10 protein-coding genes are annotated in these 12976 nt (G+C 60.1%); all 10 read right to left on the bottom strand.

From position 1 onward, the window contains the following. Positions 1-61: 61 nt before the first annotated feature. The 10 genes from BTN82_RS27015 to BTN82_RS26970 all read right to left on the bottom strand — a co-directional run bounded on the left by BTN82_RS27015 (position 62) and on the right by BTN82_RS26970 (position 12965). Complete coding sequence (locus BTN82_RS27015; protein ID WP_075122085.1) at positions 62-1624, bottom strand: SpoVR family protein; 1563 nt, start codon at positions 1622-1624, stop codon at positions 62-64. Beyond that, positions 1621-2892 carry a YeaH/YhbH family protein gene (locus BTN82_RS27010; RefSeq protein WP_075122084.1) on the bottom strand — a complete coding sequence of 424 codons (1272 nt, stop codon included), beginning with the start codon at positions 2890-2892 and terminating at the stop codon, positions 1621-1623. Before BTN82_RS27010 ends, BTN82_RS27015 begins: the two co-directional genes overlap by 4 nt. Positions 2893-3079: 187 nt before the next feature. Then, positions 3080-5002, bottom strand: coding sequence for a PrkA family serine protein kinase (locus BTN82_RS27005; protein ID WP_075122083.1), 1923 nt, complete (start codon positions 5000-5002; stop codon positions 3080-3082). A gap of 296 nt (positions 5003-5298) precedes the next feature. After that, positions 5299-5628 (bottom strand): thiosulfate sulfurtransferase GlpE, encoded by a 330-nt coding sequence (gene glpE, locus BTN82_RS27000; protein WP_075122082.1) that lies wholly within the window; start codon positions 5626-5628, stop codon positions 5299-5301. Positions 5629-5659: 31 nt separating this feature from the next. Continuing rightward, entirely contained in the window at positions 5660-6538 is an 879-nt protein-coding gene (locus BTN82_RS26995) for a symmetrical bis(5'-nucleosyl)-tetraphosphatase (protein ID WP_075122081.1), read from the bottom strand. Then, on the bottom strand, positions 6538-6918 hold the full coding sequence (apaG, locus tag BTN82_RS26990; RefSeq protein WP_075122080.1) for a Co2+/Mg2+ efflux protein ApaG: 381 nt from the start codon (positions 6916-6918) through the stop codon (positions 6538-6540). The genes BTN82_RS26995 and apaG overlap by 1 nt, the downstream gene beginning before the upstream one ends. A gap of 123 nt (positions 6919-7041) precedes the next feature. Next, positions 7042-7860 (bottom strand): 16S rRNA (adenine(1518)-N(6)/adenine(1519)-N(6))-dimethyltransferase RsmA, encoded by an 819-nt coding sequence (rsmA, locus tag BTN82_RS26985; RefSeq protein ID WP_075122079.1) that lies wholly within the window; start codon positions 7858-7860, stop codon positions 7042-7044. Next, positions 7857-8846, bottom strand: a complete 990-nt coding sequence (gene pdxA, locus BTN82_RS26980; RefSeq protein WP_075122078.1) for a 4-hydroxythreonine-4-phosphate dehydrogenase PdxA — start codon at positions 8844-8846, stop codon at positions 7857-7859. Before pdxA ends, rsmA begins: the two co-directional genes overlap by 4 nt. Continuing rightward, positions 8843-10159 carry a peptidylprolyl isomerase SurA gene (surA, locus tag BTN82_RS26975; RefSeq protein WP_148169620.1) on the bottom strand — a complete coding sequence of 439 codons (1317 nt, stop codon included), beginning with the start codon at positions 10157-10159 and terminating at the stop codon, positions 8843-8845. Before surA ends, pdxA begins: the two co-directional genes overlap by 4 nt. Further along, positions 10140-12965, bottom strand: coding sequence for an LPS-assembly protein LptD (locus BTN82_RS26970; RefSeq protein WP_075122076.1), 2826 nt, complete (start codon positions 12963-12965; stop codon positions 10140-10142). The genes surA and BTN82_RS26970 overlap by 20 nt, the downstream gene beginning before the upstream one ends. Positions 12966-12976 lie beyond the last annotated feature (11 nt).

The following is a 12976-nucleotide window of genomic DNA, read 5'->3' as shown; positions in this document are numbered from 1 at the left end:
AAACCTCCGTTAGCCCGACAGAATAACCCTTGCGCCGAGCTTTCGGAGGTTTGTCATGAGCTCAAAGGTGGATGACAGCCAGGTCCAGTCGGCCGTAATCCCCTTCGTTGTGCTCGCTTCTGGGAGGGACATGATGGGTTTTCATCACCTGTTCGCCCTGGAGGGTTTCCAGGTGGATATCGAACCCCCACAGCCGGTGCAGGTGTTTGAGGACCTCGTCGGTGGAGTCGCCCAGCGGTTTGCGGTCATGTTGTTGATGGCGCAGGGTCAGCGAGCGGTCGCCACGCCTGTCGATGCTCCAGATCTGCACGTTGGGCTCGCGGTTGCCCAGGTTGTACTGGGCGGCGAGGGTCTCGCGGATGATCCGGTAGCCGCTTTCGTCGTGAATGGCCGGTACCAGCAAGTCGTCTTTCTGGTCGTCGTCCAGGATGCTGAACAGCTTCAGGTCGCGGATCACCTTGGGCGACAGGTACTGCAGGATGAAACTCTCATCCTTGAAGCTGCTCATGGCGAACTTGATGCTGGAGAGCCAGTCGGTCCCGGCCAGTTCCGGGAACCAGCGGCGGTCCTCTTCGGTCGGTTCTTCGCAGATGCGCCGAATGTCGCGGTACATGGCGAACCCCAGGGTGTAGGGGTTGATACCGCTGTAGTAGGGGCTGTCGAAGCCGGGCTGGAAGACCACGCTGGTGTGGGAGGCAAGGAACTCCATCATGAAACCGTCGGTGACCAGGCCTTCGTCATACAGGTCGTTCATCAGGGTGTAATGCCAGAACGTCGCCCAGCCTTCGTTCATCACCTGGGTCTGGCGTTGCGGGTAGAAGTACTGGGCGATCTTGCGCACGATCCGTACGATTTCCCGCTGCCATGGCTCCAGCAGCGGCGCGTGTTTCTCGATGAAATACAGGATGTTTTCCTGAGGTTCGGCGGGGAAGCGCGCATTATCCTTGTCGCTGTATTTGTCGGTGCCTTTGGGGATGGTACGCCACAGGTCGTTGATCTGTTTCTGCAGGTGTTCTTCCCGCTCTTTCTGGCGGCGCCGTTCTTCTTCCGCGGAAATCGGATAGGGCCGTTTGTAGCGGTCCACTCCGTAATTCATCAGGGCATGGCAGGAGTCCAACAGGTCCTCCACGGCATCGATCCCGTGGCGTTCTTCGCACTGCATGATGTACTGCTTGGCGAACACCAGGTAATCGATGATCGAACTGGCATCCGTCCAGGTGCGGAACAGATAGTTGCCCTTGAAGAAGCTGTTATGGCCATAGCAGGCGTGGGCGACCACCAGTGCTTGCATGCAGATGGTGTTTTCTTCCATCAGGTAGGCGATGCATGGGTCGGAGTTGATCACGATCTCGTAGGCCAACCCCATCTGGCCGCGGCTGTAGGACTTTTCGGTACTCAGGAAGTGCTTGCCGTAGGACCAGTGGTGGTAACCCAGGGGCATGCCGACGGAGGCGTAGGCATCCATCATCTGCTCGGCGGTGATCACTTCGATCTGGTTGGGATAGGTGTCCAGGGCGTAACGCGCCGCGATACGGCTGATTTCGCGGTCGTAGGACTGGATCAGCTCGAACGTCCATTCCGAGCCGGTGGAGATGGGCTGACGTTTCTGCTCTCTGGCGGTCATGTCACTAACCTGCGCTGGAAGAGTTCACGGAAGACCGGATAGATATCTCCGGCCGAGACCAGTTGCTGCTGGGCGAAAGTATCGGAAAAGGCTTCGGCGATGCGTTCGTATTCGAACCACAGTGCCTGATGTTCGCGCGGGGTAATCTCCACATAAGTGTAGTACTGCACGAAGGGCATGATCTGGTTGATCAGGATGTCGCGGCAGATCGGCGAATCGTCATTCCAGTTGTCGCCGTCGGAAGCCTGGGCGGCGTAGATGTTCCATTCATTGCTCGGATAACGCTCGGCCATGATCTCCTGCATCAGCTTCAGCGCGCTGGAGACGATGGTGCCGCCGGTTTCCCGGGAGTAGAAGAATTCCTCCTCGTCCACTTCGCGGGCACTGGTGTGGTGGCGGATGAACACCACGTCGATCTTGTCGTAATTGCGCTTGAGGAACAGGTACAGAAGGATGAAAAAGCGCTTGGCGATGTCCTTGGTCGCCTGGGTCATGGAGCCGGATACGTCCATCAGGCAGAACATCACGGCCTTGGAGCTGGGGTTGGGCTGCTTGATCAGCAGGTTGTACTTGAGGTCGAAGGTATCGAGGAACGGCACTCGGTGAATTCGTGCGCTGAGACGCTCGATTTCCGCCTCCATTTCCTGGATATCGCCGAAGTTGTCCGGCTCTTCGCGTTTCAGGCGGGCAAGTTCTTCTTTGACTTCGCGCAGCTTCGCCCGACTGCTGCCAGACAGGGCAATGCGTCGGGCATGAGCCGAACGCAGGGTCCGGATGATGTTGATACGCGAGGGGTTGCCTTCGTTGCTGATCCCGGCCCGGACAGTCTTGAAGGTGTCTGTCCCGCTCAGGTTGCGCTTGACCAGGTTCGGCAGTTCCAGGTCCTCGAACATGAATTCGAGGAATTCTTCCTGGGTGATCTGGAACACGAATTCATCCATGCCTTCGCCGGAGTTGCCGGCCTTGCCCCGGCCGCCTCCGCCACCTCCGCCTTGAGGGCGCGCAATATGCTCGCCGGCGGTGAACTCCTTGTTTCCCGGGTGTACCACGGTCTGTTTGCCGCCGCGACCATGATGGAGCACCGGCTCGTCGATATCCCGGCCCGGAATGCTGATTTGCTCGCCATGCTCCATGTCGGTGATGGAGCGGCGGCTGACCGCCTCTTCGACGGCCTTCTTGATGTGGTCACGATAGCGCCGCAGAAACCGCTGGCGGTTTACCGTGCTCTTGTTCTTGCCATTGAGACGTCGGTCGATCACATAACTCATGACTGCTCCTTAGAAGCGGTCTTGAAGCGCGCAAGCGGGCCGGACGGGGTGAGGTGGCGGTAGGAGGCCTGCCGCCCATACTCTGCCCGAGCCTCGCTGCGGACGTTCAAACGCGCTTCCTGAAGCCTGTGTAGCAGAAATTGCCAAGACAGGCTCCTGGCTGACGACAACCGGTGCAACCGGCGGGTTACTGCGATTTTCTGACCCGCAGATACCACTCGGACAGCAGTCGTACCTGTTTGTCGGTGTAGCCACGCTCGACCATTCGAGTAACAAAGTCGTTGTGTTTCTGCTGGTCCTCTTTGCTGGCCTTGGCATTGAAGCTGATGACCGGGAGCAGGTCCTCGGTGTTGGAGAACATTTTCTTCTCGATGACCACCCGCAGTTTTTCGTAGCTGAGCCAGGTCGGGTTCTTGCCATTGTTGTTGGCCCGGGCCCGCAGTACGAAATTGACGATCTCGTTGCGGAAGTCCTTCGGATTGCTGATGCCGGCCGGTTTCTCGATTTTTTCCAGCTCTTCGTTGAGCGCGACCCGGTTGAGGATCTCGCCGGTTTCCGGATCGCGGTATTCCTGATCCTGGATCCAGAAGTCCGCATAAAGCACATAGCGGTCGAAGATGTTCTGGCCGTATTCGCTGTAGGACTCAAGGTACGCGGTCTGGATTTCCTTGCCGATGAACTCGATGTAGCGCGGCGCCAGGTATTCCTTCAGGAAGCGCAGGTAGCGCTCGCGGGTTTCGGCCTGGAACTGCTCCTGCTCGATCTGTTGTTCGAGCACATAGAGCAGGTGCACCGGGTTGGCTGCAATTTCGTGGGGGTCGAAGTTGAAGACTTTCGACAGGATCTTGAAGGCGAAGCGGGTCGACAGGCCATTCATGCCTTCATCTACGCCAGCTGCGTCGCGGTATTCCTGGATCGATTTGGCCTTGGGGTCGGTGTCCTTGAGGTTCTCTCCGTCGTAGACCCGCATTTTCGAGTAGATATTCGAGTTTTCCGGCTCCTTGAGGCGCGAAAGCACAGTGAACTGGGCAAGCATCTTCAAGGTGTCCGGAGCGCAATGCGCCTTGGACAGGGAGCTGTTGAACAGCAGCTTATCGTAGATCTTCACTTCATCGCTGACCCGCAGGCAGTATGGCACCTTGACGATGTAGATCCGGTCGATGAAGGCTTCGTTGTTCTTGTTGTTGCGGAAGGTATGCCATTCCGATTCGTTGGAGTGGGCCAGCAGGATGCCGGTGAAGGGAATCGCCCCCAGGCCCTCGGTGCTGTTGTAGTTGCCTTCCTGGGTGGCTGTCAGCAATGGGTGCAGCACCTTGATCGGTGCCTTGAACATTTCGACGAACTCCATCAGGCCCTGGTTGGCCCGGCATAGTGCGCCCGAATAGCTGTAGGCGTCGGCGTCGTTCTGCGGGTACTCCTCCAGCTTGCGAATATCGACCTTGCCCACCAGCGCGGAAATATCCTGGTTGTTCTCGTCCCCGGGTTCGGTCTTGGCGACGGCGATCTGGTTGAGGATCGAGGGGTAGAGTTTGACCACCCGGAATTGGCTGATGTCGCCGCCGAACTCGGACAGACGCTTGGTGGCCCATGGCGACATGATGGTGTTCAGGTAGCGCCGTGGAATGCCGAAGTCTTCCTCGAGGATGGCGCCATCTTCCGTGGCGTTGAACAGCCCGAGCGGCGACTCGAATACCGGTGAGCCCTTGATGGCGTAGAAGGGCACCTTCTCGATCAGTTGCTTGAGTTTTTCGGCCAGGGAGGATTTACCGCCGCCGACGGGGCCGAGGAGGTAGAGGATCTGTTTCTTCTCTTCCAGGCCCTGAGCGGCATGGCGGAAGTAGGAGACGATCTGGTCGATGCATTCTTCCATCCCGTGGAAGTCTTCAAAGGCCGGATAGCGGCGGATCACTTTGTTGGAGAAAATCCGGGACAGCCTCGAATTGGTCGAGGTGTCCAGCAGTTCCGGTTCGCCGATTGCCAGCAGCAGGCGTTCGGCGGCCGAAACATAGGCGCTACGGTCCTTTTTGCAGAGCTCCAGGTACTCCTGTAACGAGAACTCTTCCTGGCGTGTGGATTCGAAGCGTTGTTGGAAGTGGCTAAAAATACTCATGACGTCACCTCGCTCGATACGTGGAGCCGACGCCGGATCAGTCAGTCAAGTGCTGGCATGCAACCGAGAGCCCGGTTGCTGTTTACCCCCCAGAACACTTTCAAAGCTATCGACCTTGAAAGCTAGTACCGATGACCCGCACGCCGGTGTACCGGCTCTCCCCTGTTTGGATGGCCTGAGGCTAAGGATAGTTCGGAATCGGGGAGGTAAAGGTGGAATACGCAATTTGTTCAAGCGACCGTTCGTCGCTCGTGGCGCCAGCCCGCGAATGACGCGGGCTAGAGCCTCGGAAAAAATTATTCAGCACCACCCTGGGCAGTTTCCGCAGGGTAGGTGGCTCGCCACAGTTCAAAGCCGCCATCCAGGCTGTAGACGTCGGAGAAGCCCTGGCTGATCAGGTAGGCCGCCGCGCTCTGGCTGGAGTTGCCGTGATAGCAGACGACGACCAGCGGTGCGTCGAGATCGGCTTCGCGGATGAAGTCGGAGATCGAGTGGTTGTCCAGGTGCCTGGAACCGCTGATGTGGTTCAGGGCAAATGTCTGCGTATCGCGGATATCGACCACCACGGCGCCTTGTTCGCGCAGTGCCTGGGCCTGTTCTGGGGGGATGCGTTTGAATTCGCTCATGGTGGGCTCCTGGGCCGGGTGAAGGTGCTGCCTAGCGCTTGGCCGGGGTGGTTGGTATGGGGGCGGGTTGAGTGGCCTGGGGGCTGATATGGCCGTGGGCGTCGCATTCGCACGCCAGGCGTTGGCCGGTGTCGACGTTCAGCAAGGTCAGGGCGCCGCCCCAGACACAGCCGGTATCCAGCGCAAAGACGCCGGGCTCGTTGCAGTTGCCTTCAAGGGCTGCCCAGTGGCCGAAGATGATCTTCACATCCCGGGTCTTGCGCTCCTTGTGCTCGAACCAGGGGGCATAACCGGGCGGCGCGGTGTCCGGCCCTTCCTTGCCCTTGAGGTCGAGCTTGCCGTCGCTGGTGCAGAAGCGCATGCGAGTGAAATAGTTGGTGATCACCCGCAGGCGGGTCACGCCTTTGAGCTCGCTGTCCCATTTGTTCGGGTCGTTGCCGTACATGCCGTCCAGATAAGGTTCGAAGCGATTGTCGTCGCGCAGTGCGTCTTCGACTTCCTGAGCGCATTTGAGGGCTTTTTTCAGCGACCACTGCGGCGGTATCCCGGCATGCACCAGGGCGACGTTGCGCTGCTCGTCATGGTGCATCAGCTTTTGCTGGCGCAGCCATTGGAGCAGCTCTTCGCAATCGGGAGCCTTGAGGATTTCGCCCAGGGTATCGGCCTTTTTCAGGCGCTCGATATTGCGCCAGGCGGCCAGCAGGTGCAGGTCGTGATTGCCCAGCACGCACACCAGCGAATCACGCATGGCATACAGGAAACGCAGGGTTTCCAGCGACTGCGGGCCACGGTTGACCAGATCGCCGACCAGCCACAGACGATCCTTGGCCGGGTCGAACGCGACTTTCTCAAGCAGGCACTGCAAGGGCTCCAGGCAGCCTTGCAGGTCGCCGACGGCGTAAGTCGTCATCAGTGCAGGGCTCCGGGAACGGCCAGGCGGAACGGCGCGATGATGGCATCGAAGTGTTTACCGTCTTCGGCAAGCATCTGATAGCTGCCCTGCATGTTACCCACGCGGGTGGTCATGACCGTGCCGCTGCTGTAGGTGTGGCTTTTGCCTGCGGCGATCAGCGGCTGCTGGCCGACCACGCCGGAGCCGCGGACTTCCTCGACGTGCCCGTCGCCGTCGGTGATCACCCAGTGTCGGGAGAGCAGTTTGGCAGGAAGCAGGCCATTGTTCTGGACGGTGATGGTGTAGGCGAAGGCAAAGCGGTTCTGTTCGGGTTGCGACTGTTCTGCCAGAAAGCGAGTGACGACGCTGACGTCGACCTGATAGCGAGGATCGGACATGCAAGAGGCCTTTAAAACAAAGCGGGACGCGGGACGAAGCTGATGGAGGTCAGTCTAGGCCAAGTATCGGGTAGTAAACCAGACATGGCGCCTGGCGTCTTACCCGATAACGCAGGTGGCGTATCAGCTGGCGCTGACAGCCCCTGGAGCCTGTTCGCTGAGCTTGTCGGCCAAGCGGACGAACGCTGCCAGGTCCAGTTGCTCCGGGCGCAGGCTGCCATCGACGCCGGCAGCCTCGATCTCGGCGCTGGAGAGCAGGGCCTTGAGGGTATTGCGCAGGGTCTTGCGACGCTGGTTGAAGGCTTCGCGAACGATGCGTTCCAGCAGGCGATGATCCTTGGCCGGGTGTGGCAGTACCGCATGGGGCACCAGGCGGACGATTGCCGAGTCGACTTTCGGTGGCGGGTTGAACGCGCCTGGGCCGACGTTGAACAGATGCTCCACGCGGCAGTGGTACTGGACCATGATCGACAAGCGACCCCAGTCGCCGCCGCCCGGACCTGCGGCAAGGCGCTCGACCACTTCCTTTTGCAGCATGAAGTGCATGTCGCGGATCAACCCGGCGTTCTGCAGCAGGTGGAAGATCAGTGGGGTGGAGATGTTGTAGGGCAGGTTGCCGACCACTCGCAGGCTGCTTGGTGCTGCGCCCAGGGTGTTGAAGTCGAACTTCAGGGCGTCGCCCTGGTGCAGGCTGAAATTGTCCCGGCTGGCGAACTGCTGGTTGAGGATCGGCACCAGGTCCTTGTCCAGTTCGACCACGTCCAGTTGCGCGCCGCTGTTGAGCAGGCCCTCGGTCAGGGCGCCCTGGCCCGGGCCGATTTCCAGCATGCGGTCGCCGGACTTGGCGTTGATGGAGCGCAGGATGCGGTCGATCACGCCAGCGTCATGCAGGAAGTTCTGGCCGAAGCGCTTGCGCGCCCGGTGTTGGTATTGCTCGGTCATAAACGGGTCTCGGCCATCTGGTAGGCGGTTTCCAGGGCGACTTTCAGGCTGCCGGTATCGATTTTGCCGCTGCCGGCCAAGTCCAGGGCGGTGCCATGGTCGACCGAAGTGCGGATGATCGGCAGGCCAAGGGTCACGTTGACCGCGGCGCCGAAACCTTTGTATTTCAGCACGGGCAGCCCCTGGTCGTGGTACATCGCCAGCACTGCGTCGCAGTGCTCCAGATATTTGGGGGTAAACAGAGTGTCGGCGGGCAGGGGGCCACGCAGGTCCATGCCTTCCTGGCGCAGACGCTCCAGGGTGGGTTCGATGATATCGATTTCTTCATGGCCCAGATGTCCGCCTTCGCCGGCGTGCGGGTTGAGCCCGCAGACTAGGACGCGTGGCTGGGCGATGCCGAATTTGTGCTGCAGGTCGGCATGCAGGATGCGGGTGACCCGCTCCAGGCGCTCCGGGGTAATGGCGTCGGCAATGTCTCGCAGGGGCAGGTGGGTAGTCACCAGTGCCACGCGCAGGCCGTGGGTGGCCAGCATCATCACCACCTGTTCGGTGTGCGTCAGGTCGGCGAGGAATTCGGTATGGCCGGAAAAGGCGATGCCGGATTCGTTGATCACACCCTTGTGTACCGGGGCGGTGATCATGCCGGCAAAATGCCCGTCCAGGCAGCCTTGGCCGGCCCGGGTCAGGGTTTCCAGGACGAACGCGGCATTGGCCGGGTCGAGCTGGCCGGTGACGACCTTGGTCGCCAGCGGGGTATTCCAGACATACAGGCTGCCAGCGGTCGCCGGCTGGTTCGGCCAGTGGTCAGGGCCGACGGCAATCAGGTTGACGGCCACGCCCAGTTGCGCGGCCCGCTCGGTAAGCAGGTCGCGGCTGGTGATGGCAATCAGGGGATGAGGCTGTTGTTGCGAGGCGAGCAACAGGCACAGGTCGGGGCCTATGCCGGCTGGCTCGCCGGGAGTGAGCGCGAAACGCTGGGGTTTCACTGGGCCGCCTGGTCGGCGCCAGGCAGTTTGATCTCGACGTAGGCTTCGTCGCGAATCTGGCGCAGCCAGGTTTGCAGCTCTTCGTCGTATTTACGGTTGCGCAGTACGGTCATCGCTTGCTGTTCGCGGGCCTGGCTGGTGCTGTCGGTGGCGCGGCGGCCAAGGACTTCCAGTACGTGCCAGCCGTAGGGGCTCTGGAACGGCTTGGACAGCTGGCCTTGCGGGGTCTTGGCCATCACGTCGCGGAACTCGGGTACCAGGGCGTTCGGGTCGACCCAGTTGAGGTCGCCGCCGTTGAGGGCAGAACCCGGGTCTTCCGAGTAGCTCTTGGCCAGCTCGGCAAAGTCTTCGCCGGCTTCGATGCGGTCGTAGAGCTTCTGCGCCAGGCGCTTGGTTTCTTCTTCGCTGCGAATTTCGCTTGGCTTGATCAGGATGTGACGGACATGCACTTCGTCACGCACCTGATTGCCGCCGCCGCGCTTTTCCAAGAGCTTCAGGATGATGAAGCCGCCAGGGGTACGAGCTGGCTGGGTGATATCGCCCACTGCCATGGCACTCAGTTCGCGGTCGAACGGAGGTGGCAGTTGAGCGGCTTTACGCCAGCCCATGTCACCACCTTCCAGGGCGTTGTCGCTGCCCGAGCGGGCGATGGCCAGTTGGGCGAAGTCGGCGCCTTGCTTGAGCTGCTGGTAGATATCCATGGCCTGGCGCGCGGCACTCTGAATCGCTTCGGAGTTGGCGCTTTCCGGGGTCGGGATCAGGATATTGGCCAGGTGCAGTTCTTCGGACAGCTGCATCTTGCCCAGGTCGGAGGCGAGGAAGTTTTTCACTTCCTGCTCGGAGACCTGAATCCGCTCGGCAACACGACGCTGACGCACGCGGCTGATGATCATCTCGCGGCGGATCTGCTCGCGGGCGTCCTGGTAGGACAAGCCGTCACGCGCCAGGGCGGCACGGAACTGCTCCGGCGTCATGTTGTTGCGCTGGGCGATAGTGCCAACGGCCTGGTTCAGCTCTTCATCGGTAATGCGGATGCCGGAACGCTCGCCGATCTGCAGTTGCAGGTTCTCGACGATCAGGCGCTCAAGCACCTGCTGGTTCAAGACTTCGGCCGGCGGCATGCCGCTGCCGCGCTTGGCGATGGTTTGCTGAACTTCGTGAACCCGTTGGTCCAGCTGGCTCTGCATGACCACATCGTTGTCGACGATGGCCACCACTTTGTCGATGGGCTGTACCGCGGCGTTCGCCGCGGTACCCAGGAACAGCGCGCCCAGCATCAGCGGGCGCAGACAATCAGAAAGCTTGGTCTTCACGTTCACGGTAACCTTGAATGCCTTTGTCGAGGAAGCTCTCTACCTTGGAGCCGGTGAGGCCGCCGAGTCCCTTCAGAACAATTTGGAGGAAGATGCCATGGTCGCCTTTCTCGTTCTGCGGGGCGTCCTGGCTGAACTCGTCATACTTGACCCAGTAACGGTTGATCAGGCGCAGCTTCCAGCAGCAGTTGTCGTATTCGAAGCCACCGAAGGCATCGAGGGTACGGTTGCGGTTGTAGTCGTACTGCCAGCGGCTGATCAGATTAAATTGCGGCACGATCGGCCAGATCACCGAGAAGTCATGCTGCTTGATCTTGTAGTAGTCCTTCACATAGCCAGGAGTACCTGGGGTGCCATAGTCACCGCCCCCCACAGACCATTTACCCGTGGACTGGTCGTAGCGGACAAGGTCGTTGCGATAACGGTAGCCGGCGTTGATGACCTTGTTCGGGTTATCTTCCGGCTGGTAATGGAACATCGCGCTGCCGGAGCGTGGGCTACGGCTGTCCGGGTCCCAGTTGTAGTCGGCAGTTGTGCGCCAGTCGCGGTTCCAGCGGTACTCGTATTCCAGCGCATAAGGCGAAACGTTGGAGTGCGCGTCGTCGCGGGTCTTGGCATCGATGCCTGGCAGCTGGACTTCGCGATCCTTGAAGTACAAGGCTTGGCCGACACTGATGCGCTGACGTTCAAAACCGTTTTCTTCGATCCAGCGGTTGGTGACGCCGAGCGACAGCTTGTTCTCGTCGCCTACGCGGTCGGAGCCTGAGAAGCGGTTGTCACGGAACAGAGACGAGTAGTTGAAGGTGGACTCACCGGTATCGAATACCGGGATGTCGCTCTGGTCCTTCTCCGGAACATAGAGGTAGTACAGGCGCGGTTCCAGGGTCTGGCGATAGTTCTTGCCGAACCACTGAGTATTGCGGTCGAAGTACAGGCCGCTGTCGATGCTGGCGATTGGCACGCCACGGTTCTGATTGCTGCTGTAGGTACCGTTCAGGCGATCGCCTTCTGGGCCCTGTCCTGCAATATCACGTTTACCCTGGCCATCAAGATCCAGGTCATATTGGGTGTACTGATACTTGAGCGTTGGTTTCAGGAAACCATACGTCCAGTTCAGGGGGAGGCTCACGGATGGGGCCAGATTGAGGCGGTTACCGTTGGCGCGAGCCAGGCCAAAAATATTGGTATCGAGGCGAGGTGTCCCTCTTGAGCCGTCTGCGTTTAGTGGCCCACCGTTCTCATCAATAAAGTTACCGGTCTTAAGGTCGCGATCAAACCGGACAATCTCGCTTTCATACTTGAAGTCCAGCCCAGCTGGATGTTGTGGCAAGAAGCCATTCAAGGTGATTTGTGGCAAGCGATTATAAGGCGTGACGTTGGAGACCGTCGCCAGCTCGTAGGCCTGGGCATTGAGCCGCGCGGTATAGGTATCGCCGCGATAGCTCACAGCCCCTTGCTGGTTGATGTAGTCGCGGCTTTCCACGCCGATCTGGTCGGTCTGCAGATCCTGGAAGTAGTACGGATCGCTGATCTTGGTGTAGTCGACCTCGGTCATGACGCGCGAATCGAGCCCGCCCTTGTGCTGCCAGTTGTACATGTAGCGGGTTTTTTCGTAGTCCGACTGCAGTTTACGGTCGTCGTTGTCGTCGTTGAGGTACGCCGCACCGAACTGACCTTCGCTGGACTTGGTCAGGTAGCGGAATTCGCCTTCCATCAACATGCCGCGCTTGCTCATGTAGCGTGGGTACAACGTGGCGTCGTAGTTTGGCGCCAGGTTGAAGTAGTACGGGGTGACCAGCATGAAGCCGGTATCGCTGCCGCTGCCAATGGTCGGCGGCAGGAAGCCGGACTGGCGACGGTCGTCGATCGGGAAATAGATGTATGGCGTGTACAGGACCGGGATGTCCTTGACGCGCAAGGTCACGTTGGTCGCGGTACCGAAGCCGGTCGCCGGGTTCAGGGTGATGTTGTTGCCCTTGAGCTGCCAGGCGTTGCTGCTCGGTTCGCACGTGGTGTATGTACCGTCCTTGAGACGGATGATCGCGTTTTCGGCACGCTTGGCGTACAGCGCGTTACCGCGGATGCGCGACTTGTGCATCACGTATTCGGCGTTGTCGACCTTGGCTTCGCCGGTGTCCAGCTGCACGTCGGCGTGATCGCCGACCATCAGGGTGCCGTTGTCGCGCAGGCGGACGTTGCCGCTCAGCTCGCCACGGTTCTCGGCCTGGTACAGGTTGGCCTCGTCGGCCTCGACCTGCATGCTGCCTTGGCGCATGACCACGTCACCGGCCAGGGTAGCGATCTGCTGCTCCTGCTGGTAACGCGAGGCCTTGGCGCCGATAAAGGTCGGCGCATCGCTTTTATTCGTCTTGTCATTCATGCCAGGACGAATCGGTTCGATATAGGCACCAGCACAGTAAGGACCGGTCTCGGCCAATTGGGCGGCGGTGAGCTTCTCGCGCGGAACCCAGTCGAGGTGACTGTAGTCTTCGCTGCGGGACTTCAGGCCGCGGCCCTTGGACTCGGTAACCAGCATTGGCTTGGCGCCGGCGTCAGCGCTGGACTCGCCGCCTTCGGCCGAGGCCGCGGTGCTCGAACTGACCGCGCTCGCATCATGCACGGGGCGCGGAGGCAACTGAGCGGCGCTGGTCTTCGGCGCGCAGTCCCAGCCACCCGAAGCAGAGATCGAGCAGTCATACTGTTCTGCGGCGACCACGAACGAACTGGCCAGGGGTTGCAGGGCCAGCAGACTGCCGGTAACCAACAACGGAAATTTTTTACGAAACGCGGGGGATTTCAATGCCATCTTATTAGTCC

Source organism: Pseudomonas chlororaphis (assembly GCF_001921865.1).
GTDB lineage: Bacteria > Pseudomonadota > Gammaproteobacteria > Pseudomonadales > Pseudomonadaceae > Aquipseudomonas > Aquipseudomonas chlororaphis_D.
The sequence above is the reverse complement of the archived record's forward strand: the minus strand, read 5'-3'. Positions and strand labels throughout refer to the sequence as shown.